The 21,140-nt window shown below is 65.5% G+C and carries 22 protein-coding genes and 1 pseudogene; 15 read left to right on the plus strand and 8 right to left on the minus strand.

Annotated features, from left to right (window positions below; all coding sequences use genetic code 11):
- Positions 1 to 596 precede the first annotated feature (596 nt).
- The 6 genes from AC6RIC_RS10220 to AC6RIC_RS10245 form a co-directional block, all read right to left on the minus strand.
- Positions 597 to 2,168 carry a DUF1254 domain-containing protein gene (locus tag AC6RIC_RS10220; RefSeq protein ID WP_499736083.1) on the minus strand — a complete coding sequence of 524 codons (1,572 nt, stop codon included), beginning with the start codon at positions 2,166 to 2,168 and terminating at the stop codon, positions 597 to 599.
- Positions 2,169 to 2,500: 332 nt separating this feature from the next.
- Positions 2,501 to 3,013: a hypothetical protein gene (locus AC6RIC_RS10225; RefSeq protein WP_499736084.1), complete on the minus strand. Its 513-nt coding sequence runs from the start codon at positions 3,011 to 3,013 to the stop codon at positions 2,501 to 2,503.
- A 327-nt stretch (positions 3,014 to 3,340) separates the two neighbouring features.
- Positions 3,341 to 3,607 (minus strand): hypothetical protein, encoded by a 267-nt coding sequence (locus AC6RIC_RS10230; RefSeq protein WP_499736085.1) that lies wholly within the window; start codon positions 3,605 to 3,607, stop codon positions 3,341 to 3,343.
- A gap of 107 nt (positions 3,608 to 3,714) precedes the next feature.
- Positions 3,715 to 4,071, minus strand: a complete 357-nt coding sequence (locus AC6RIC_RS10235) for an HdeA/HdeB family chaperone (RefSeq protein WP_499736086.1) — start codon at positions 4,069 to 4,071, stop codon at positions 3,715 to 3,717.
- 41 nt (positions 4,072 to 4,112) lie between these two features.
- On the minus strand, positions 4,113 to 4,994 hold the full coding sequence (locus AC6RIC_RS10240; protein ID WP_499736087.1) for a hypothetical protein: 882 nt from the start codon (positions 4,992 to 4,994) through the stop codon (positions 4,113 to 4,115).
- Between the two features lie 254 nt (positions 4,995 to 5,248).
- A complete protein-coding gene (locus AC6RIC_RS10245; protein WP_499736088.1) occupies positions 5,249 to 5,629 on the minus strand; it encodes a helix-turn-helix domain-containing protein in 381 nt (126 codons plus the stop codon).
- 371 nt (positions 5,630 to 6,000) lie between these two features.
- On the opposite strand from AC6RIC_RS10245, the gene AC6RIC_RS10250 reads away from it, so the two are divergent.
- The 9 genes and pseudogenes from AC6RIC_RS10250 (at position 6,001) to AC6RIC_RS10290 (ending at position 13,380) form a co-directional block, all read left to right on the plus strand.
- Positions 6,001 to 6,888, plus strand: a complete 888-nt coding sequence (locus AC6RIC_RS10250) for a helix-turn-helix transcriptional regulator (protein WP_499736585.1) — start codon at positions 6,001 to 6,003, stop codon at positions 6,886 to 6,888.
- 588 nt (positions 6,889 to 7,476) lie between these two features.
- Positions 7,477 to 7,755 (plus strand): annotated as a pseudogene (gene thyA / locus AC6RIC_RS10255) (thymidylate synthase); the annotation flags it as partial.
- The gene (locus AC6RIC_RS10260) at positions 7,752 to 8,234 is read left to right on the plus strand and encodes a GNAT family N-acetyltransferase (RefSeq protein ID WP_499736089.1); all 483 of its coding nucleotides are present in this window, start codon (positions 7,752 to 7,754) and stop codon (positions 8,232 to 8,234) included. The pseudogene thyA and the gene AC6RIC_RS10260, both read left to right, overlap by 4 nt.
- Positions 8,235 to 8,238: 4 nt before the next feature.
- Positions 8,239 to 8,754, plus strand: coding sequence for a dihydrofolate reductase (locus AC6RIC_RS10265; protein WP_499736090.1), 516 nt, complete (start codon positions 8,239 to 8,241; stop codon positions 8,752 to 8,754).
- Between the two features lie 154 nt (positions 8,755 to 8,908).
- Positions 8,909 to 10,069 (plus strand): FtsH protease activity modulator HflK, encoded by a 1,161-nt coding sequence (hflK, locus tag AC6RIC_RS10270; RefSeq protein WP_499736091.1) that lies wholly within the window; start codon positions 8,909 to 8,911, stop codon positions 10,067 to 10,069.
- The gene (gene hflC, locus AC6RIC_RS10275) at positions 10,066 to 11,001 is read left to right on the plus strand and encodes a protease modulator HflC (protein ID WP_454656244.1); all 936 of its coding nucleotides are present in this window, start codon (positions 10,066 to 10,068) and stop codon (positions 10,999 to 11,001) included. Before hflK ends, hflC begins: the two co-directional genes overlap by 4 nt.
- 18 nt (positions 11,002 to 11,019) lie before the next feature.
- Positions 11,020 to 11,211, plus strand: coding sequence for a DUF2065 domain-containing protein (locus AC6RIC_RS10280; RefSeq protein ID WP_454656245.1), 192 nt, complete (start codon positions 11,020 to 11,022; stop codon positions 11,209 to 11,211).
- A 161-nt stretch (positions 11,212 to 11,372) separates the two neighbouring features.
- Positions 11,373 to 12,890 (plus strand): DegQ family serine endoprotease, encoded by a 1,518-nt coding sequence (locus AC6RIC_RS10285; RefSeq protein WP_499736092.1) that lies wholly within the window; start codon positions 11,373 to 11,375, stop codon positions 12,888 to 12,890.
- Between the two features lie 148 nt (positions 12,891 to 13,038).
- Positions 13,039 to 13,380, plus strand: coding sequence for a DHCW motif cupin fold protein (locus AC6RIC_RS10290; RefSeq protein WP_454656247.1), 342 nt, complete (start codon positions 13,039 to 13,041; stop codon positions 13,378 to 13,380).
- On the opposite strand, the gene serB is transcribed toward AC6RIC_RS10290, so the two are convergent.
- Entirely contained in the window at positions 13,381 to 14,268 is an 888-nt protein-coding gene (gene serB / locus AC6RIC_RS10295; protein ID WP_499736093.1) for a phosphoserine phosphatase SerB, read from the minus strand.
- Positions 14,269 to 14,280: 12 nt separating this feature from the next.
- Between serB and miaA the strand changes: the two genes are divergently transcribed.
- The gene (gene miaA / locus AC6RIC_RS10300) at positions 14,281 to 15,207 is read left to right on the plus strand and encodes a tRNA (adenosine(37)-N6)-dimethylallyltransferase MiaA (protein ID WP_499736094.1); all 927 of its coding nucleotides are present in this window, start codon (positions 14,281 to 14,283) and stop codon (positions 15,205 to 15,207) included.
- A gap of 3 nt (positions 15,208 to 15,210) precedes the next feature.
- Here the strand turns inward: miaA and AC6RIC_RS10305 are convergent, their stop codons facing one another.
- On the minus strand, positions 15,211 to 16,674 hold the full coding sequence (locus tag AC6RIC_RS10305; protein WP_454656250.1) for a GGDEF domain-containing protein: 1,464 nt from the start codon (positions 16,672 to 16,674) through the stop codon (positions 15,211 to 15,213).
- Between the two features lie 335 nt (positions 16,675 to 17,009).
- Here AC6RIC_RS10305 and AC6RIC_RS10310 point away from each other — a divergent pair, with 335 nt between their 5' ends.
- The 5 genes from AC6RIC_RS10310 (at position 17,010) to AC6RIC_RS10330 (ending at position 21,140) form a co-directional block, all read left to right on the plus strand.
- The gene (locus AC6RIC_RS10310; RefSeq protein WP_499736095.1) at positions 17,010 to 18,773 is read left to right on the plus strand and encodes an acetolactate synthase 3 large subunit; all 1,764 of its coding nucleotides are present in this window, start codon (positions 17,010 to 17,012) and stop codon (positions 18,771 to 18,773) included.
- Between the two features lie 158 nt (positions 18,774 to 18,931).
- Positions 18,932 to 19,642 (plus strand): aspartate/glutamate racemase family protein, encoded by a 711-nt coding sequence (locus tag AC6RIC_RS10315; protein ID WP_499736096.1) that lies wholly within the window; start codon positions 18,932 to 18,934, stop codon positions 19,640 to 19,642.
- Positions 19,639 to 20,316 carry a glutathione S-transferase family protein gene (locus tag AC6RIC_RS10320; protein ID WP_499736097.1) on the plus strand — a complete coding sequence of 226 codons (678 nt, stop codon included), beginning with the start codon at positions 19,639 to 19,641 and terminating at the stop codon, positions 20,314 to 20,316. The genes AC6RIC_RS10315 and AC6RIC_RS10320 overlap by 4 nt, the downstream gene beginning before the upstream one ends.
- A 57-nt stretch (positions 20,317 to 20,373) precedes the next feature.
- Complete coding sequence (ilvN, locus tag AC6RIC_RS10325) at positions 20,374 to 20,916, plus strand: acetolactate synthase small subunit (protein ID WP_499736098.1); 543 nt, start codon at positions 20,374 to 20,376, stop codon at positions 20,914 to 20,916.
- 2 nt (positions 20,917 to 20,918) lie between these two features.
- A complete protein-coding gene (locus tag AC6RIC_RS10330; protein ID WP_454656255.1) occupies positions 20,919 to 21,140 on the plus strand; it encodes a hypothetical protein in 222 nt (73 codons plus the stop codon).

Below are 21,140 nucleotides of genomic sequence, written 5' to 3' on the forward strand. Positions count from 1 at the left end.
CCCCGCCCGCCCATCCGAAACCAGGACGGACAGTCTCACCGAAACCGGCTCAAGGGGGTCAAAGTTGGACGCCGATCCCCCGCCTCATGGGGTCAAACTTGCACGCCGAAACACAATCAGAAGGCCTACCAAAGCAACTCGATCATCGTATCCGCGATCTCTCCTTGGTCGATTGCCCCCAGACCGTCGCAACGCGCCAAAAGCTGACAAAAGCATTCGGCCGGAAAGCGGACCTATTGCGGCATCGCACATGCCTAGCGCTCGATCTGTAATCCCGTGGGGCCGTGTCTCAAGCCAAGGCTCGTCATCAAGCCTACGCTTTCGGGACGAAGGTAAGCTCGCCCCGCCGTTGAAGCATTGGAAGGGCAGCTTGTACGTCGTTCGTGTGAAGGCCGCGCCACGCGTCCTTTATGGCAGCCATGCGCTTGCAACGGTCATCTGCGAAAACGAGCATGCCCGGCACCGGCTTGACGCCGGAACCGGGCCTCTCGGGCACGACGCGCCGATGGACCTGGCTTCAAAACTGCAAACAGCGAGCTCGCTTTTGACGCCAGGTCCAGACCAACCGCCTATTCATCAGCTCGAACAGAAGCCCGTCACTTGATCGGCTCGAATTCGCCCGGCCGCCAGCTCTTGTCGAACCAGGGTTCGAGCGGCCCATAGAGCCGAAGAATCGTATACCATCCCTTGCCAGCGACGGTTTGGATCCAGTTGGCTTCCTTGCCTTCCGGTGCCTTCGGGCCGAAATAGAGATCGATCGAGCCGTCGGCGTTCGCGATGAGCTTGTCCCGCTTGTTGTTCTTGCTCGGGAAGGTCTGTCCGGTCTGGAGTTCCGAGCGGGTCTGCGGATCGTAGACCACCACGGACCAGAAATCCTTCGCCGGCGGATTGGCGGGAATGCGCAGCCTGTATGTCTTCGCGCCGTCCAGATAGTCGCCGTTCCGGTCCGTAGCGGCATAGGCGTATTGGGAACCGGCCCCGATCATCTGCTCGACCATGGCGGGTGTGTTGACCGTCGCCTGGTAGAAGAACAGGGTCCGCGCGTCGAGGTAACGCCCACCCTTTCCGCCGTCGCGAAGCCACTGATAGCTTCCGCCGACAAAGGCCGCTCCCCAGGCGCTGTTCGGATAGAGATGGAAGCCGTCGAGGCGCGGGCGGAAGATCATCGCGCGGGCGGTCGCGTTGCCGACGGCGACGGCCTCGGTCAGCAGCTTCTTCATCCGGGCGTCCGGGGCGAAGGGCTTGCCCTTTTCAATGCCGATAGAAGCGAACAGCCCCAGCAGCTCGGGATCGAGCATCGAAGTCGGTTCACGATCGATGACGGTGTGGAGCTCCTTGTAGAACTCGAAATTATTGGCGTGAATCGTGTTCCAGGACTTCCGCGACCCGCTGATGAACTCCATTTTCGGCGGATTGGCACGCTTGCTGAGCGGATAGATCTTCAACCCGTTCTTGAAGGAAGCCACGGCCGCGTCGGGCTTTCCATCGACCAGGAAGCCGCGCAGGATCAGCCAGTTCACGTAGCTGGTCGATTTCGAGACGAAGTACTTTTCGCCTTCGACCTCGGCCTCCATGCCACCGACGGGCGGATTGAGATCTCCCTTATAGTCGGGTGGGAGGATCAGATACTTGCCTCCCCGGCCGCGATCAGGCCCCGGAGCGCCCATGTCGGTCACGAAACGGAAATAGGCGTCATTGACCGTGCCGGGACCGGTCCTGGCGGGAATCTCGACGACCGTCGGCCCGTCCGTTCCCAGGTGAAGAAAAGCGCTGCCATAGACGGTATCGGTATTGCCGGTGAGGAACAGCGGCGCCGAGTCCATCAGCTGGTCGAGAAGGATCACCTTGTTCGACGTGTCCGCGCCCAGATCGAGATGGCCGAGACGCAAGCCCTCGATCGATGTGGCCGGGACGCCGTTGAGGAACGTCTCGACGCCACGCAGGACGTCGAGATTGTCATAGAGCCGCTCGACCGTTGCCTTGTCCGGCATGCCGTCAAAGAATTTCAGGGTGCCGAAGCGGGTCTCCACCGCATCCGGCGTCATGATCTTTTCGGGGATCTTGTGATTGTAGCCTGGCGTTTTCTCTTCGCCAGCCGCTGCCAGCGTCGTCGCAAGCAACCCGGCAACGGCCAGCGCGGCAGGCCGGAGCATTCCAGACAGCATCATGGTCTTTCTCTCAGATGTTCTGGCAGCCATTCATCACCTGGACAGCAAAAGGAGAGGATCGAAGAACAGGGTGGTCCCCGGCGAAAGCAACAGGCTCGGCCCGGTCACATGCGCTCCATCGCCCACATGCAGCGAACCGGAAACCATGCCGGCACGTGAAACCGAGCACACTTCATCGAGGCTAGCTGCGTCGCCCCCGCCGGTCTTGCCATTTCGCGCCAAACCCGTGCGTGGGTTCCCTCTCGAAGCGCAACTGTGCAGCATGCCGCAATCGGCCGATCGACCGGGGTTTCGACTGTCCGGATCGCCGAGGCCAGCGCGGTCCGGCCGCCCTAGCCATCTCCCGCGGACGATTGCAGCCTTGCTCCGAGCCGGTCCAGCTCCAAGGCGTAGCAATACAGGCAGAAAAGCGCGGCCAGCATGATCGCGGTCCGCGTCAGCAGCGGCACGCCCGTCTGGAACGAAATCAGTTCAGGGGCATGCCGCAGGAAGAACAGGCTGAACATCGCGCCTCCGAAAATGAAGCTGAGGCGGCTTGCAAACCCCAGGCAATGCCCGAGGACAACGTGCTTCCAGTCGGGGAGCTCGATCCTTGAAAACCGATACCAATAGGCGGCCTGGGACACGGCCATCGCGGCGATGAGCGCGGTCAGAGCTGCCCCCGGGATCCGGTGCAGCACTCCGACCTCATCGGCCACGATACGAAAGGCGCTCTGGATCGCAGCAATGATCGCAGAGGCTGCGATCGTCTGGATCAGCAATAATGCCAGATACATTCCGGCCGGTCGGGATGTCCCGCGGCCATGTCCCGCATCGGACGCCGACGGGCGGTCCCTCTTGCTCATTCAGCGCCCCTTTTCGAGATAGGCCTCTGTCTATAGGGGCCGGCCAACGCACGCTCGTCTCGGATGCTTCTGCCACCTGGTCAGCCGCACCGAATTCTGTGACGATCAATGATGGCGCGTAGCGGAGCCGAGATGCACCTCCGTGACCGGTGCGAGGAAACCCGTCTCGGGCCGCGCACCGCAGGCCGCGAGAGCGAACGCTGCGGCGAACGACACGCCGAGCCCGAAGCGCTTGGCGGTGATGCATCGTTTCCGCAACGCGCCTATTGCAGGCGCAGCTCTTGAAGCTCTCATCGGCCAGCCCCCATTTCAGGATCCGCTGGCGTATCAGCGGCAGACCCTCCGGCCGTTCACGATAGCACAGCGAACCGGCACCGGCCGGACGACCACAGCACCCGCCGGCCTGACGACGACGGCGCCAGCCGGCCTGACCACGACTGCCCTTGGAACGGGTCGTCTTGCAACGACGGCCCCGTTGGGGCCGACGCAGCCGGCTCTGACGACGCCGCGCGCGCAGACGACGGCATTCGCTTCGACCGGGATGGTGATCAATGCCAGTCCGATCATGCCGGAGGCCAGGATCAGGGCTTTCATGGGCGGTTCTCCTGCTGTTGTGATGCTGCAGCCACCGTTGCGGCTGACGAATGGGCCATGCCCGCCCCGGGATCGATGACGTCGAGGACGTCGCTTCCGCGCTGAGCCTACGGCTTCATCTTGATCCCGAGCTTGGCGCGCATGTCCTTGAACACGACGGCGATCGCCTCGATGACCTTCTTGTCCTGGTTGGCCTTGCAGTACTGGATGATCTCGTGCTCGGCCTCCTTCGCTCGCTTGACCTGGAGGAGATGCTTCTTGGCGAGACCGTTGTACCAGCCGCTATACCAGGCGGTCAGCATGTCGGCGTCTTCCTGGAAGGTCCCGGCGAGCTGGGCGCAGGTCAGCTTCTGGACGTCGACATAGCCTTTGTCGTCGGCATAGGCGCTTAGGGCCGTCTGGGCGTGCGCCGGCAGCGCGAAGGTCATACCCAGAGTCGCTGCGATCAGCAGGTTGCGGAACATGTCTATCCCCCTCTTTCAGATTGCGCGAGATGGCGCGGATCTCAGAACCGCGCGGTCAGGCCGACGATCGGCCCATGCGTCAGCATGTCGTACTCGTAGTGCGAACGACCGGAGCCCTTGGAGAAATCGACATAGAGCGCCCGGTAACCGAGCATGCCGCTCCAGGCGACGCTCCGGGTGCGGGCGAACTCCCAGTTGACGTAACCCATGGCCTGCCAGGAAAATTTGCTGCCGGCGCCGAAGCCGCCGACATCGCCGCGCAGCACCAAGTCCGTCTGGGGCGTGAACCGGTGGCGCAGGCGCAGGCCGATCATCGGATCGAGCCATGTCACATCGCCGGAATCGGCGAGAGCACGTCCGCGGGCGAAGGTGAGGTCGCCGATCGTGAGGCTTGCAGCCAGCCCGAGCTCCGCCTCGGCCTTCTGCCACCAGAAGCGCCCGCCGCCATAGAGGTCGATCGCCGTTTCAGAGGCGCCCGCGCCCTGCCAACGGACGAGTTCGTAACCCAGGGCGGCTTCGGCGATGACCATCTCGAACTGGACCGTCGCGAAGGCGGCCAATCCCCCGCCGACGAGGGGATGGACGCTGCGGGGACGGGCCGCGCCGCCGTCTGCGCCCAGTTTCATGTAGGTGAGGTCAGTCATCACGGCGAAGCGGCCGTTCCGGGCTTCGAAGGCGCCCATCAGGCCGAAGAGCTGCGCCGGGATCTTTCTGTCCAGGACGTCGCCGATACCGGCATTGATATCGGTCGTCCGGCCCTTGATCGTCGTCGACCCGTTGATAGCGGGCAGCCAGGCATAGGGCATGGCGACATAGGTCCAGCTCGGAACCTGCGGCAGCGGCGTTGCTGCGCGCGGCGTCAGGTCGGCTGCGAAGGTCGTTGTCCCGACGCAGATCGCAGCGGCGGCAAGGGAGCCGCGCATTCCATGCGCGGCTAGCCATTTCTCCGCCTCTCGGCGGAGAATCGAAAGGCTAGTGCCGGGCGAACTCGCAATAATCGTGCGAGCGGTCCAAATGCGTTCCGACGCCCAAGCGCGCGCGCTCCTCCTCATCATGCCCCCACAGCCCAGCCTGGTCGATCGGCGTCGACAGCGACATCCCGACGACGGAGGCTCTCGCTGTTCTTTTCGCGCCAGTTCGCAAGGGGTGTCTTGCCATCTCGCGCCAAGTCGGCTGTTCAATGAGAGCGGCCGAAGCTCGCGTTTCCGTGGCGGAGCGCAGCGGCGCTGCCGCGCTGCCGCCGATAGGTGGCAGGCTGAATCTTCATCATGCGCATGAAGGTGCGGCTGAAGCTGCTGGGACCGGAATAGCCGAGGCGCAGGGCGATCTGCGACATGCGCTCGCTGGATTCGGTCAGCAGGTGACAGGCCGTGTCGAGGCGCATCTGCGCGACCATCTCGCGGTAGCTCGTGCCCATTTCGGCGAGATGGCGCTGCAGCGAGCGCGCGCTGACGCGCAGCTCTCTTGCGGCATCCTGAAGGGATGCGCCATGCTGTTGCAGCGACGCGGCGATCACGGCTTGCACCGCCTCTCGGGAGGGCATCTTGACGGACTTCATCGCCAGGTCGCAGACATGAGGGGCTTTGAGACCCCGTTCGAACGGCGACGCTATTCAAGAGCTGAAAACGGCCGCCGTCTGGCCATCAGACGCCAGAATCAAAACGGGCCAGATATCGTTCGGAGCCGCCAAGACCAGGCCTCTGCACCGTGCGCGATCGGAAATCTGCGGACCTTTTATGGCATCGTTGACATAGCGATCCCGGAGAAAACCTAGCTACACACGACGGTTCATTCCACAGCCGGGGGGCAAGTACTGTGGGCACAATTCCTCTTACCCGATGCCAATTCCTCCTTCCGTTCACCATCATTCATGACGAGATCGGGGCCGCCACGGCGCCGCTTCTGGCGAAACTCCAGCTGCCGACATCCCTGGAGGAAAATCCGGACCATTTCATCCCGCTGCTGCGCGCCGTCGATTTCGCGGAAGCCGCTCAAAGAACGCAGGGCATCCCGGATATCGGGTTTCAGGCATCGAAGAACCTGCAGTTCTGTCATCTCAGCGACAAGCTCAGGGCCGTGATCGGCTATGCCCCGACGCTGCTCGTTGCGCTGCAACAAACCTGCAGATGGACATCTCTCGAAGACAACGTTCTGAGCATGTGGCTCGAGCGCTCCGACGACCATGTGAAGATATGCAGCAGGCTGCTGGGCACGACCGGGATCGCCCGTCTCGAGCACTCGCAGTGGCTCCAGAACATCTTTCCCATCCATATCGTCCGCCAGTTCGCCGGGCCGAACTGGGTGCCGGCGACGATGGCATTCGAGGCGCGGTACGCACCGAGCCCGGAGACCCGGTCCTGCTGGCCGGCGACCCGCTTCCTCTCCGGGCAGACGGCTTCCTGGATCGATGTGCCGATCTCGCTCTTGAGCCTTCCCAACCTCATGACCGAGCGACCGACCTTGCCGCCGGCCGACGAGGGAGAGCCTCCTGAAAGCGACATGATCGACGCGCTCAGATTGATGCTGCCCTCCTATCTGGGGGAACGGGTCCCGACCGTCGCCGAAATCGCCGAAATGGCCGGCATCAGCGGCAGGAGCCTTCAGCGGAAGCTCACGGATGCCGGGCTATCCTATTCCGATCTTCTCGGTGCAGCCCGGTTCGACAAGGGCGCGCGGCTCCTGCGCGGAACGGATGCCAAGATCATCGAGATCGCGTTCGCCTGCGGCTACGCGGACCCGGCACATTTCACCCGTGCCTTCCGAAAGATCGCCGGCATCACACCACGACAGTTCCGGGAACAGAATCGCAAGTGTTAGGCTTTCTGGTCGAGCCTTCAATTGGTCGCCAGCAGCGTAGACGCGGGCAAGCTGGAGCAGAGCCGGCTGCTCTGCCTGCCATTAGATTGGACAGTGGCCAAGTCTTCAGCGGCCGGAAGCCGAGCCCAAAACATGCGAGGTCCGTGGCCAAAACCATGGCCCGAGGCCCCTCCCAGCATAAATTGGAAGGCCACGAGAAGCACTCCGGGCTGGGGGCACGCCGCAGCATTTCGACAGCTGGGCTTCAATCCAACGATCCCGCCGCATCTCACATGCCGTAGCCTGCGGAAGAACCAGATTGCCTAGAAGCAGACCTTCCCAACAGCCGCTATGGGCCAAGATATCGCATTCCTATCGGCCGCTTTGCGGAGAGGGATCACTATAACAGCAATCTTGCGAAGCTAGTGAACCCGGCCTTGCACACAAGGGTTGCCCGGCTACAGCGCTATGTAGGGCGCGCCGGGCAACCCATGTGCACAAGCCCTAGTCGTGGTGTAAGCGGGAATGCGTGCGTTCTCTGATTCCTTCGCCCTTCCTAGAATGGGAGACGTAGCCATAATAGCGAATCTGCTCAAAACGGGGGTGACCGGAAAACCCTTCAACGTCGCGAGCTACGCGCTGCTGACCCATATGGTCGCGCAGGTGACGGGTCTTGGCGTCGGAGAGTTCGTGCATTCCTTCGGCGACACTCACCTCTATGTGAACCATCTCGATCAGACGCGGCTCCAGCTTTCGCGCGAGCCGCGCGCGCTGCCGAAGCTGACGCTCAATCCGGCGGTGACGCGGCTGGAGGATTTCCAGTTCGCGGACGTCACGATTACCGATTACGACCCGCATCCCGGCATCAAGGCTCCGATCGCAGTATGACCCTCACCATCCGCTCCGCCCGTCCCGGCGAGGCCGGGCTCGTGCTCGCCTTCATCCGCGAACTCGCCGAATACGAGAAGCTGCTGCACGAGGTCGTCGCGACCGAGGCCGAGATCGAGGCCGCGCTGTTCGGCGAGAATCCGAAGACCTTCTGCGACATCGCCGAATGGGATGGCGAGCCGGTGGGCTTCGCGGTGTGGTTCTACACCTATTCGACCTTTTCGGGCCGGCACGGCATCTGGCTGGAAGACCTGTTCGTGCGGCCGGACCAGCGCGGGCGCGGCATCGGCAAGGCGCTGATCGCCGGGCTGGCGCGGCGCTGTGTCGCGGAGAAGCTGCCGCGCCTTGCCTGGTGGGTGCTCAACTGGAACGAGCCGTCGCGGGTCTTCTACCGGGCGCTCGGCGCCACGGCGCAGGACGAGTGGACGGTGAAGCGGCTGGAAGGCCAGGCGCTGGCGAAGCTCGGCGCGGAGGGCTGAGCCGATGCCGTCTCTTCCGGTCGTCCTCGTCGCAGCCATCGCCGATAACGGCGTGATCGGCGACGACAACAAGCTGATCTGGCGGCTCAGGACCGACATGCAGCGCTTTCGCCGGCTGACGACCGGCTGCCCCATCATCATGGGGCGCAAGACCTATCTTTCGATCGGCAAGCCGTTGCCCGGGCGCCAGACGGTGGTGTTGACGCGGGATCGTGAATTTCGCGCCGAGGGCGTCCATGTCGCCCATGAGGTGGCGGAAGCATTGACGCTGGCGCAAGGGCTCGGCCGGGAGATGGGCGCCCATGCGGTCATCATCGGCGGCGGTACTGAAATCTACGCGCAGATGCTGCCGCTGGCCGACCGGCTCGAACTCACCATGGTCCATGCGCAGCCGGCCGGCGACGCTGTTTTCCCGCATTGGGAGGAGGATGCCTTCGTCGAGACGGCGCGGGAAAGCCACGCTGCCGACGCCGAGAACGACCATCCTTATACCTTCGTCACCTATGGCCGACGCGGCTGATCGCCGCTTTCCGTTCACGATGAATGGCTTGCGCCGTTGACGAATCCATGGCCCATGACCAAGTCAGCCCAGCGCCTTCGACCGAAGGCGCTGACAAGCGGCCGTCATTTGCTTATGGCTTGGCCTCGATAGAACGAAAGGGAACGGCTCGCGAATGCCTTGGAGCAATCAGAGCGGCGGTGGCAGCGGCGGGGGAGGTCCCTGGGGTCAGCGCGGAGGTAGCGGCGGCGGCGGTCCCTGGGGCGGCGGTTCAGGTGGCGGCGGGGGCAATGGCAACCCGCCCGACCTCGAGGAAATCCTGCGTCGCAGCCAGGACCGGCTGAAGAACCTGGTCCCCGGTGGCAATATCGGCGGGCGCGGCCTGCTTCTCGGCTTGCTACTCCTGATCACGGTTTGGATGCTGTCCGGTGTCTATTTCGTGCGGCCCAACGAGGTCGGCCTCAATCTTCGTTTCGGCCGCTTCATCGGCAAGACCGGCGAGGGACCGAACTGGAACTGGCCCTATCCGGTCGGCAGCGTGGTCAAGCCGCAGGTGACGAACGTCATCACCACCGAGGTCGGTTTCCGGACGGTCGAATCGGTGCGCACCTCGCGCCAGACCGACGTCATCGAGGAGAGCCTGATGCTCACCGGCGACGAGAACATCGTCGATATCGATTTCATCGTGCAGTGGCAGATCGACCCGGCCGCGCCCGAGAACTACGTCTTCAACATCCAGGATCCGCCGGGCACGGTGAAGGCCGTGGCCGAGAGCGCGATGCGCGAGATCATCGGCCGCCGCAATATCCAGCCGGTGCTGACGACAGACCGCGGCGCGATCGAGGCCGAGGTGCGCCAGCTCATGCAGGAGACGCTCAACGGTTACAATGCCGGCGTGCGCATCAGCCTCGTCCAGCTCCAGAAGGTCGATCCGCCGCAGCAGGTCATCGACGCCTTCCGCGACGTCCAGGCGGCCCGCGCCGACCAGGAACGCCTGCGCAACGAGGCGCAGACCTATGCCAACCGCGTCGTGCCCGAGGCACGCGGCCGGGCGGCGCAGCTGACGCAGGCGGCCGAAGCCTTCAAGGAGCAGACCGTTGCCGAGGCGCGCGGTCAGGCGAGCCGCTTCAACGCGGTCTACGAGCAATACAAGAACGCTCCGGGCGTGACGCGCGAGCGTCTCTTCCTGGAGACGATGGAACGCGTGATGGGCGGGACGGACAAGATCATCCTCGACTCGACCGGCAACGGGCAGGGCGTCGTGCCTTACCTGCCGCTCGACCAGCTCCAGCAACGGCGCCCGGGTCCGGGCCAGCAGGGAGGGGCTCAGCGATGAACTCTCCCGTCCTGCGCGGCGTGCTCTTCTTCGCCGCCGTCATCATTGCCGTGGTGCTCTATGCCTCGACCTTTGTGGTCTCGCAGACGCAGTCGGCGATCGTGCTGCAGTTCGGTCGCGTCCGGACCGTCGCGACCCAGCCGGGGCTGTACTTCAAGCTGCCGGCGCCCTTCGAGACGGTGACGATCCTCGACAACCGCATCCTCGATCTCGACCTGCCGGCGCAGGAAATCATCGCCTCGGACCAGAAGCGTCTCGTGGTCGATGCCTTCACGCGCTACCGTATCTCGGACCCACTGCGCTTCTACCAGGCGGTCAACAACATCCCGCGGGCGAACTCGCAGCTCGCCTCGATCGTGAACGGCAACGTTCGCTCGGTGCTGGCGGAAGCGAGCTTCACGGCGATGGTTCGCACCGAGCGCTCGCGCCTGATGAACCGCATCCGCGACGACGTGAACCGGGAGGCGGCCCGCTTCGGCATGACCGTCGTCGATGTCCGGTTGCGGCGTGTCGATCTGCCGGCGGCGAACTCGGCGGCGGTGTTCCAGCGCATGCAGACGGAGCGCCAGCGCGAGGCGGCGGAAGCCCGCGCGCTCGGCGGCCAGCAGTCGCAGGAGATCCGCGCCCGGGCCGACAGGGACTCGACCGTGATCGTGGCGGAGGCGCAGCAGCACGCCGACGAGATCCGCGGCGCGGGCGAGGCGGAGCGCAACAAGGTCTTCGCCGAGGTCTTCGGCAAGGATCCGGAGTTCTTCTCCTTCTACCGCTCGATGCAGGCCTATGAAGCCAGCATCAAGCCGGGGGACACGCGGATGGTTCTGTCGCCGGATTCGCCGTTCTTCCGGTATTTCAACGGCCCGAACGCGCAGCGTCAGGACGGCCAGGCGGGCGCTTCGGCGACACCTGCGCAGCCTGCGCCGGCACGGCCCTGATCATGGCGAGCGACGCGGATGCTTGATTTCGTCGCGGCGCTCGGCCTGGTCTTCGCTATCGAGGGCATTCTCTTCGCTGCGGTTCCGCATCTGGCGAAGGATGCCTTGCGGAGCGCGGCGGAAACGCCGCCGGACCGGATGCGGCTCATCGGCCTCGGCTCGGCGGTGCTGGGCGTGATCCTGGTCTGGGTCGCGCGCGGCGTCTGGTAGAAGCGGGGGCGGCCACGCGATCGTGTTCGATGACATGATCGTGCGTCGCCCTTCCGCCGCATTTCGGAGTTCAATCATCGGGCGCGTCCGCCTGCCTTGCGGCACCGGGGGCGCCCGCCTTTCATCGATCGGCCCGCATTCTTCCGAACATGAGGACCCCTATGGCATCGAACACCCTTTCCGCAGCCAGGCCTGTCCGCATCGCTCTCGCTGCCGGCGTCGCCGGCCTCGCGCTGCTGGCCTCGCCCGTGCTGGCGCCGGGGCATGCGCAGGCCAATACGCCGCTCCTCCAGGGGCAGACCTCGCTTGCCGACCTCGTCGACAAGGTCATGCCGGCGGTGGTCAACATCGCGGCCGTCACCACCAACGACCAGAAGGGCCGCAACCTGCCGCAACTGCCGCAGCTTGGTCCCGACACGCCCTTCGGCGACCTGTTCGAGGAATTCTTCAACCGCCGCAACCAGCAGGGCGAGCGCCAGGCGCCGCAGCAGCGCCGTTCGCAATCGGCCGGTTCCGGCTTCGTGGTCGATCCCTCGGGCATCGTGGTCACCAACAACCACGTCATCGGCGACGCCAACGAGATCACGGTGATCCTCAATGACGGCCTGCGCCTCAAGGCCGAAGTCATCGGCAAGGACAGCAAGGTCGATCTCGCCGTGCTGCGCGTGAAGCACGATAAGCCGTTGCCGGCGGTCAAGTTCGGCGACTCCGACAAGATGCGGATCGGCGATCCGGTGATGGCGATCGGCAACCCGTTCGGCCTCGGCGGCTCGGTCTCGTCGGGCATCGTCTCGGCCCGCAATCGCGACATCAGCCAGGGTCCGTACGACACCTATATCCAGACCGACGCGGCCATCAACAAGGGCAACTCGGGCGGCCCGCTGTTCAACATGGCCGGCGAGGTCATCGGCATCAACACGGCGATCCTGTCGCCGACGGGCGGCTCGGTCGGCATCGGCTTCGCCGTGCCCTCGACGCTGGCGACCAACATCGTCGACCAGCTGAAGGAATTCGGCGAGACCCGTCGCGGCTGGCTCGGCGTGCGCATCCAGACCGTCGATGACGCCACCGCCGAGGCGCTTGGCCTCGGCACGGCGCGGGGCGCGCTCGTCGCCGGCATCGACGAGAAGGGCCCGGCCAAGCCGGCCGGCCTCGAGACCGGCGACGTGATCGTCAAGTTCGACGGCAAGGACGTGAAGGATTCGCGCGACCTGCCGCGCATCGTCGCGGCGACGCCGGTCGGCAAGGACGTGCCGCTGGTGGTGATCCGCAAGGGCAAGGAAGAGACCAAGACGGTCAAGCTCGGCCGCCTCGAGGATGGCGAGAAGGTCCAGTCGGCCTCGGCGAACAAGCCGGCGGCCGAGCCGGCCAAGCCCGCGTTGACGAGCGCGCTCGGCCTCGAATTCTCGCCGCAGACGGACGAGCTTCGGAAGCGCTACACGATCAAGGACGGCCTCAAGGGCGTGGTCATCACCAAGGTCGATGCCAACTCGAACGCCGCCGACAAGCGCATCCTTGTCGGCGAGCTGATTGTCGAGGTCGGCCAGGAGCCGGTCAACACGCCGCAGGACGTGACCAAGCGCCTCGATGCGCTGAAGAAGGAAGGCAAGAAGTCGGCCCTCCTGCTGGTCTCGAACGGCCAGGGCGAGGTCCGCTTCGTCGCCGTCTCGATGAACTGAGACCGGTGATATCTGTAGAATATGAAGGGCGGTCCGGTCGGGCCGCCCTTTTTCATGTTCTGTCCGCAGAGCGGTGGCGAAGTGCGCGCGCTGGCGCAGACCGGCCGAACGCAGCTAGAGCTTGGCGACGGCGCCCGGAGAGACCGAGATGAAGCTTAGCGACATTCCCTTCGTCACCACCGACTGGGCGACGATCCCCATGGAGCGCCATGCCGGCGACAGCGGAGAGGCGACCTGGCGCGTCCAGTATTTCGGCCCCGAGGGCAACCGCATCCGGGTGCGGATGGTCGAGTACTCACCGGGCTATGTCGCCGATCACTGGTGCTCGAAGGGGCACATCATCCTGTGCCTGGAAGGCGAGATGGAGACCACGCTGGCCGACGGGCGCGTGCTGCCGCTGAAGGCAGGCATGAGCTATCAGGTCGCGGACAATGCCGAGGCGCACCGCTCCGCGACGAAGACCGGCGCGAAGCTCTTCATCGTCGACTGATCAGCCCCGGACGATCTCGCCGCGCGTATAGCCCTGGGCGTAGAGCAGGGCGGTGAGGTCGGCATGGTCGAGCCGGGCGTCGGCGGCTGCCGCCACCGCCGGCTTGGCGCGGAAGGCTGCGCCCAGTCCCGCCTCGCCGAGCATGGCGAGGTCGTTGGCGCCGTCGCCGACGGCCATGGTCTGCGCGGGGGCGAGCTTGAAGCGGGCGCGCAATTCGACGAGCGCGTCGAGCTTGGCCTGCTTGCCGAGAATGGGATCGGCGACCGTGCCGTTCAGGATGCCGTCGCTGGCGATGAGCGTGTTCGAGCGGTGCTCGTCGAAGCCGATGGTCTGGCCGATCGGGCCGGTGAAGACGGTGAAGCCGCCAGAGACGAGCGCGGTGTAGCCGCCATTCGCCCGTATCGTCTGGACGAGTTCACGGCCGCCCGGCGTCAGCGTGATGCGGTCGCGGATGATCTCGCCGACGACGGAGAGCGGTACGCCCTTCAGTAGGGCGACGCGTTCGCGCAAAGCCGGCTCGAAATCGATCTCGCCGCGCATGGCGCGCTCGGTGATGGCGGCGACATGCTCCTTCAGGCCGACGAAGGCGGCGAGCTCGTCGATGCATTCCTGGCCGATCATCGTCGAATCCATGTCGGCGAGGAACAGCGCCTTGCGGCGGGTGGCTGCCGGCTGGACGATGACGTCGATCGCGGCGCCTTCAAGTTCCGAACGGATCTCGGCTTCGAGCTTGCGTGCGTCGGCCGCTTCCGCGAAGAGGTCGGCAGCGATCGCGCCGTCAAGCACGGTCGTGCCGGTGATGCCGGGCACGGTGCGGGCAAGGCGGGCGAGCAGGGCTTCGCCGACCAGCGCCTGGCCGTGGGCGGATACGAGTGTGGCGACGAGCATGTGAGGAACCGGGTGAAGGCGGCAGGGCAATTCGGCGCGGTGCTCATCGCAGGTCCGACCGCGAGCGGCAAGTCCGCGCTCGCGATCGAGATCGCACGCCGCACCGGCGGAACCGTCGTCAACGCCGATTCCATGCAGGTCTATGCCGATCTGCGCATCCTCTCGGCGCGGCCGAGCGCGGCTGAGGAGGCGATGGTGCCGCACCGCCTCTACGGGCATGTCGATGGCGCCGTGAACTATTCGGCGATGCGCTACGCCGCTGACGTGACGACGCTGCTGGCTGAACTGCGCGAAAGCGGCTCGCTGCCGATCCTGGTTGGCGGCACCGGGCTTTATTTCAAGGCCGTCACGGAAGGCTTTTCGGCGATGCCGCCGGTGCCGGAGGATGTTCGAGCCGCGTTTCGGAGCCATGCCGAAGGACGGGAGACGGCTGCGCTCCATGCCGAGCTTGTCGCTTGCGATCCGTCCATGGCTGAGCGGCTGCGCCCGAGCGACCGGATGCGGATCATGCGGGCGCTGGAGGTCTTCCGGGCGACGGGGCGTTCGCTGGCGAGCTTCCAGGGCGAGCGCGAACCGGGGCCGCTCGGCGGCACGCCGACGCTGCGGCTCTTCGTGCATCCCGAGCGCGAGGCGGTGCGGGAGCGGATCGACCGGCGCTTCGAGACGATGATGGGTGAGGGCGCGCTCGACGAGGTCGCGCGTCTGCGGCTACGCGGGCTCGATCCGCTGCTGCCGATCATGCGCGCCCATGGGGTGCCAAGCCTGATCGCCCATCTCGACGGCACGATGACGCTGGAGGAAGCGATCCGGCGCGGCCAGGCCGATACGCGCGCCTATGCCAAGCGGCAGGTGACGTGGTTCCGCCACCAGATGGAGGGCTGGGAAGCGGTCGCGCCCGAGGCTGCACTGGAGGCGGCGCTCGGGCAGCTCGGCTGCTGAAGCTCAGGCCGCCTCGGCGACAGCCAGAGGGTCGGCGATGCCGAGGCGGTTGCGACCTTCGTTCTTGGCGCGATAAAGCGCCCGGTCGGCACGGTTTGTCAGGGACCCCAGCTCTTCGCCCGGGTGACGCGCGGCGATGCCGAGGCTCGCGGTCACGCGCAGAGCCAATGTTTCGGAGACCGGCATGGCGCGGGTCAGCAAGGCATCCTGGATCTGGCGTGCACTGGCCGCTGCGGAGGCCAGGTCGCAATCCTGCAGCAGGATACCGAACTCCTCCCCGCCGAAGCGGCCGACGAGATTGCGCTCGTTGCGGTATTGGCCGAGCAGCAGGTCGGCGAAGGCGCGGATCACCGCATCGCCTGCCGGGTGGCCATAGGTGTCGTTGACCTGCTTGAAGTGATCGAGGTCGACGATGATCATCGCGAGTTCGGTGCCGTCGGCCTCGCTGGCGGCAATGGCGGCGTTGGCCTTGTCGGTGAAGGAGCGGCGGTTGAGCAGAGCCGTCAACGGGTCTTCCTCTGCCAGACGACGCAGCTCCTTCTCGCGTTCCTCGCGCAGGCCGATTTCCTCGGAGAGGGCACGGCGGGTCGCCCGTTCGCGGCCGATCTCGAGCGCCAGCGTGGCGGCGCGCATCTGCAAGGTTTGATTGGCCACCGTCAGGTCGGTGATATCGGTCAGGGTCAGGAGCAGGCCGTCACCGAGTGGGGCGATCGCGACCCTGAGCCAGGTCGTCGCGCCGTCGCGCGTGTAGGAGGTCTCGAGGCAGTCGGCCCGCTGCAGGTCGATGGCAAAGAGGCAGCGGCGCCAGATCGAGGGATCGGAGAGGAAGGACAGGCTTTCGCGGCCATCGGTGTCGAGCAGGTCGTTTTCCGCGCGACCGCTCAGCTCGGCGGCACGGCGGTTGGCGGTGACGACGACGGCCTGTTCGATCTCGCCGGCCGCATCGCGGATGGCGCGCAGCGCGACGATGCCGCAGGGCGAGCTGTCCAGCACGGCATTGAGCAGGTCCTCGCGGAACTGCAGCGGGCGGCTGAAGGCAATGATGAAGCGGCGCCCGTCGCGCGTCGTGGTCGGCAGGACCAGGCGCTCCCACAGGGCGACGCGCACTGTCTGGGTCGAGCGGTGGACGGTGTAGAGCGGCCGATCCTCGGCGATGGCCTGGTCGAAGCTGTCGATCGAGAAACGGGCGACGTGCTCGCGCATACCCGAGAGGCGCTTGCCGAGGCGGTTTGCGCCGGAGTAGCGGATGATCTCGCGCCCGAAATGCAGCCAGCGATAGTCGCCGTCGTCGGTGGGCTCCAGGACCATCAGGTCCTCGCCGAAATCCGGCAGCAGCGCGGCGGCGAGCTTCTCATAGCCGACGGGCTCGCCGTCCTGACGGTGAAGCGCAAAGCGGCTTAGAATCCGCGCGATCTCCGGGGCGTGGCCGCGGGCCGCGATATTCTCGGTGTGGACCTCGTAGTACATATCCGTCCCGGTTCGAGCGCGCAGAACCTACTGCCGACGGATTGAGAAAGTGTTCCGCAAAGGCATGGGATTTTCGAGATCGGACGATCGGCCGCTCCCGAAGACCTCCAAACCATGTTAACGCTTGACCGGTTGCGCGCGCTCCGTTAGCGTTCGGCAACTTTCGCCAAGGATCATGTGCGCAATGCGCAAGCTTATTCTCGTAGAGGTGCGCTGGTAGGGGCCGGTTTTCGAACCGGGCGTCCCCGACGCCAGCGCACGCCCAGGCCCCTCCGAGGGCCTTTTTTATTGCCCGCATTCCAGACAGACAAAAAGACCAGCCGCAGGAGAGCGTAATGAGCGAGATGATGACCGGCGCCGAGATGGTCGTCCGCGCGCTTCAGGATCAGGGTGTCGAGCACCTGTTCGGTTATCCGGGCGGCGCCGTACTCCCGATCTACGACGCCATCTTCCAGCAGGACAAGGTCAAGCACGTCCTCGTTCGCCACGAGCAGGGCGCCGTGCACGCTGCCGAAGGCTATGCCCGCTCCGGCCCCGGCAAGGTCGGCTGTGTCCTCGTCACCTCCGGCCCCGGCGCGACCAATGCCGTCACCGGCCTCACCGACGCGCTGCTCGACTCGATCCCGCTCGTCGTCATCACCGGCCAGGTGCCGACGCATCTGATCGGCTCCGACGCCTTCCAGGAATGCGACACGGTCGGCATCACCCGCTCCTGCACCAAGCACAACTATCTGGTGAAGAGCATCCACGACCTGCCGCGCATCCTGCACGAGGCGTTCCACGTTGCCTCGAACGGCCGTCCGGGCCCGGTCGTGATCGACATCCCCAAGGACATCCAGTTCGCCTCCGGCTCCTATACCCGGCCGCGCGACAACCAGCACAAGACCTACCGCCCGGTGGTCAAGGGCGACCTGAACAAGATCAAGGCCGCGGTCGAGCTGATCGCCGGCGCCAAGCGCCCGGTCTTCTATACCGGCGGCGGCGTGATCAATTCCGGGCCGCATGCCTCGGTGCTGCTGCGCGAGCTCGCGCGGCTGACGGGCTTCCCGGTCACCTCGACGCTGATGGGTCTCGGCGCCTTCCCGGCCGCCGACAAGCAGTGGCTCGGCATGCTCGGTATGCACGGCACCTACGAGGCGAACCTCGCGATGCATGACTGCGACGTCATGATCAATATCGGCGCGCGCTTCGACGACCGTATCACCGGGCGCATCGACGGCTTCTCGCCGCGCTCGAAGAAGGTCCATATCGACATCGATCCGTCCTCGATCAACAAGACTGTCAAGGTCGATATCGGCATCGTCGGCGATTGCGCCCATGTGCTCGAGGACATGGTCCGGATCTGGCGCGAGAGCAGCCCGCAGGTCGACAAGACTGCGCTCGCCGCCTGGTGGACGCAGATCGAGGGTTGGCGCGGCCGCAAGAGCCTCGCCTACAAGAACTCGGACACGATCATCAAGCCGCAATACGCGCTGGAGCGCCTCCATGCTCTGACCAAGGATCGCGACACCTACATCACGACCGAGGTCGGCCAGCACCAGATGTGGGCCGCGCAGTACCTGCACTTCCAGGAGCCGAACCGCTGGATGACATCGGGCGGCCTCGGCACGATGGGCTACGGCCTGCCGGCGGCCATCGGCGTGCAGATGAAGCACCCCGAGGCTCTCGTCATCGACGTCGCCGGCGAGGCCTCGATCCTGATGAACATGCAGGAGATGTCGACGGCGGTGCAGTACCGGCTGCCGGTGAAGATCTTCATCCTCAACAACGAGTACATGGGCATGGTGCGCCAGTGGCAGGAACTGCTGCATGGCGGGCGCTATTCGGAGAGCTATTCGCAGTCGCTGCCTGACTTCGTGAAGCTGGCCGAGGCCTATGGCGGCCACGGCATCCGCTGCTCCGACCCGGCCAAGCTCGACGCCGCGATCATGGAGATGATCGAGACGCCCGGCCCGGTGATCTTCGACTGCCTCGTCGCCAAGGAAGAGAACTGCTTCCCGATGATCCCGTCGGGCAAGGCCCATAACGAGATGATCCTGCCCGATTTCGAGGGCGATACCGGCGAGATCATCGACGCCAAGGGCAAGCAGCTCGTCTGAGCCCGTCCAGACTCCCTCAGCCCTCATCCTGAGGAGCCGCATAGCGGCGTCTCGAAGGATGCTCCAGTGGGTGGGGAGGGATCTGGATCATCCTTCGAGACGCGGGCTTTGCCCGCTCCTCAGGATGAGGGCTGAGGGTACGATTGAAGGAAAGCACCATGGCCAGCATCGGTCTGATCGGCGGGATGAGCTGGGAGTCGACCGCGGTCTATTACCGGCTCCTCAACGAGGGCGTGCGCGCTCGTTCGGGCGGGCTGCATTCGGCCGACGTGCTCATGCATTCGGTCGATTTCGCTCCGATCGCGGAAATGCAGGCGAAGGGCGACTGGGCCGCGGCGGGCGCCGCGCTGGCCGCGAGCGCGCGGCGCCTCGAACAGGGCGGGGCCTCCTGCCTCGTGCTCTGCACCAACACCATGCACAAGGTCGCGGACCAGATCATCGCCGCGACCAAGCTGCCCTTCCTGCATCTCGCCGATGTCACGGCGCGGGCGGTGCTGGCCTCGTCCTCGCGACGGCCGCTTCTGCTCGCGACGCGCTTCACCATGGAACAGGGCTTCTATCGCGACCGGCTCAGGGCCTTCGGCGTCGAGGCGCTGGTGCCGGCTCCCGAAGAGCGCGACGACGTCCATCGCATCATCTACGAGGAACTGTGCCGCGGGCGGATCGATCCGGCCTCGCGCGAGCGCTATCGCGCCATCGTCACGCGCGCTGCCAGGGAGGAGGGCGCCGACGGTGTCATTCTCGGCTGCACCGAGATCGGTCTCCTGCTCTCGCAGGGCGATGTCGACGTGCCGGTGTTCGACACGACGGCCTTGCATGTCCAGGCGGCGCTCGATTTCGTCGAAGAATGGGAGGCTGCGGCGGCATGAAGCTTCTGATCGGTAACAAATGCTACTCGTCCTGGTCGCTCAGGGCCTGGCTCCTGATGCGGGCGAGCGGGATCGCCTTCACCGAGCAGCTCGTGCTGCTCGACGAACCCGGTTTCAAGGAGACGATCTTCGCTGCTGCGCCCGGCAGCGGCGGTACCGTGCCGACGCTGGTCGATGGCGATATCGCCGTCTGGGAGACGCTGGCGATCTGCGAATACCTGCATGACACGCAGCCGCAGGCCGGCATCTGGCCGCGCGACAAGGCGGCCCGCGCTCATGCGCGCGCCATCTCCAGCGAGATGCATGCCGGTTTCATGGCGCTGCGCAGTGCCTGCCCGATGAATCTCGGCAAGCGTTTCGCCACGCGCGATCGCGGCCCCGGCGTCGCCCGCGATGTCGAGAGGCTAACCGGCCTGTGGCGGCAGGCGCGCGAGCGCTTCGGCGCCGGCGGGCCGTTCCTCTATGGCGAGTTCTCGGCGGCGGACGCGATGTATGCGCCGGTCGTGACCAGGCTCGATACCTATGGCATCGCCGTCGATCCGGTCTCGCAGGACTATATGCAGGCCGTGCTCGCGTTGCCCGCCTATCGCGAGTGGCTCACTGCGGCGCTGGCAGAGCCCTGGATCGTAGCCCAGGACGAGGTCGACGAACCTGCCCTCGTCAATCTCCGCTGACCCCGACACTTTCATTCGCTCGATTTCGTCCGCTCCAACTCGCCTCACAGGTCCGTCATGCCGAAGCCCGCTACCCACTACCCGAATGCTCCGAAGGCCCAGCCGGTCGCGCGCCACACCCTGGCGGTGATCGTCGACAACGAACCGGGCGTTCTTGCCCGCATCGCCGGGCTGTTCTCGGGCCGCGGCTACAATATCGAGAGCCTCACCGTCTCCGAGACCGAGCATGAGAAGCATCTCTCGCGCATCACGGTCGTGACCTCCGGTACGTCCAATGTCATCGACCAGATCAAGGCGCATCTCGACCGGCTGGTGCCGGTGCATCGTGTCGTCGACCTGACCGAGCAGGGCGAGGCGATCGAGCGCGAGCTGGCGCTGATCAAGGTCGTCGGCAAGGGTGACCATCGCGTCGAGGCCATGCGCCTCGCTTCGGCCTTCGGTGCGCGCGTGCTCGATGCCTCGCTGACCTCCTTCGTCTTCGAATTGACCGGGGCGACCGAGGAGATCGAGCGCTTCATCAAGACGATGACGGCGGTCGGGCTGACCGAGGTCTCGCGCACGGGCATCGCCGCGATGAGCCGCGGCCCGGAATCCATGTGAATATGGGGCTGACCTCCGAAACCCTCGGCCTGATCGCGCTTCTCCTGGGAGGGGCCGGGCTTGCCTGCTTCGCCTGGCCGATCGTGATGCGCTTGTCAGGCAAGGGGCAGGCCGAGCCGCTGGGCAGCGGCAAGAGCCTGCGCTCACCCTTGTGGTGGGCGGGCTTCCTGCTGACGATCGCGGCGATCTTCCTGCAACGGATCGCGAGCCAGCAGGCCGGCTGA

It is taken from the genome of Allobosea sp. TBD101 (assembly GCF_059817965.1).

Coding starts and splice junctions, on each gene's coding strand:
- AC6RIC_RS10245 (WP_499736088.1), bottom strand. CDS start 5,629: ATGAAGTCCGTCAAGATGCCCTCCCGAGAGGCGGTGCAAGCCGTGATC.
- AC6RIC_RS10225 (WP_499736084.1), bottom strand. CDS start 3,013: ATGAGCAAGAGGGACCGCCCGTCGGCGTCCGATGCGGGACATGGCCGC.
- hflC (WP_454656244.1), top strand. CDS start 10,066: ATGAACTCTCCCGTCCTGCGCGGCGTGCTCTTCTTCGCCGCCGTCATC.
- AC6RIC_RS10280 (WP_454656245.1), top strand. CDS start 11,020: ATGCTTGATTTCGTCGCGGCGCTCGGCCTGGTCTTCGCTATCGAGGGC.
- AC6RIC_RS10220 (WP_499736083.1), bottom strand. CDS start 2,168: ATGATGCTGTCTGGAATGCTCCGGCCTGCCGCGCTGGCCGTTGCCGGG.
- AC6RIC_RS10305 (WP_454656250.1), bottom strand. CDS start 16,674: ATGTACTACGAGGTCCACACCGAGAATATCGCGGCCCGCGGCCACGCC.
- AC6RIC_RS10310 (WP_499736095.1), top strand. CDS start 17,010: ATGAGCGAGATGATGACCGGCGCCGAGATGGTCGTCCGCGCGCTTCAG.
- AC6RIC_RS10330 (WP_454656255.1), top strand. CDS start 20,919: ATGGGGCTGACCTCCGAAACCCTCGGCCTGATCGCGCTTCTCCTGGGA.
- AC6RIC_RS10235 (WP_499736086.1), bottom strand. CDS start 4,071: ATGTTCCGCAACCTGCTGATCGCAGCGACTCTGGGTATGACCTTCGCG.
- AC6RIC_RS10285 (WP_499736092.1), top strand. CDS start 11,373: ATGGCATCGAACACCCTTTCCGCAGCCAGGCCTGTCCGCATCGCTCTC.
- AC6RIC_RS10265 (WP_499736090.1), top strand. CDS start 8,239: ATGCCGTCTCTTCCGGTCGTCCTCGTCGCAGCCATCGCCGATAACGGC.
- AC6RIC_RS10260 (WP_499736089.1), top strand. CDS start 7,752: ATGACCCTCACCATCCGCTCCGCCCGTCCCGGCGAGGCCGGGCTCGTG.
- AC6RIC_RS10240 (WP_499736087.1), bottom strand. CDS start 4,994: ATGCGCGGCTCCCTTGCCGCCGCTGCGATCTGCGTCGGGACAACGACC.
- AC6RIC_RS10320 (WP_499736097.1), top strand. CDS start 19,639: ATGAAGCTTCTGATCGGTAACAAATGCTACTCGTCCTGGTCGCTCAGG.
- AC6RIC_RS10230 (WP_499736085.1), bottom strand. CDS start 3,607: ATGAAAGCCCTGATCCTGGCCTCCGGCATGATCGGACTGGCATTGATC.
- ilvN (WP_499736098.1), top strand. CDS start 20,374: ATGCCGAAGCCCGCTACCCACTACCCGAATGCTCCGAAGGCCCAGCCG.
- AC6RIC_RS10315 (WP_499736096.1), top strand. CDS start 18,932: ATGGCCAGCATCGGTCTGATCGGCGGGATGAGCTGGGAGTCGACCGCG.
- AC6RIC_RS10290 (WP_454656247.1), top strand. CDS start 13,039: ATGAAGCTTAGCGACATTCCCTTCGTCACCACCGACTGGGCGACGATC.
- hflK (WP_499736091.1), top strand. CDS start 8,909: ATGCCTTGGAGCAATCAGAGCGGCGGTGGCAGCGGCGGGGGAGGTCCC.
- serB (WP_499736093.1), bottom strand. CDS start 14,268: ATGCTCGTCGCCACACTCGTATCCGCCCACGGCCAGGCGCTGGTCGGC.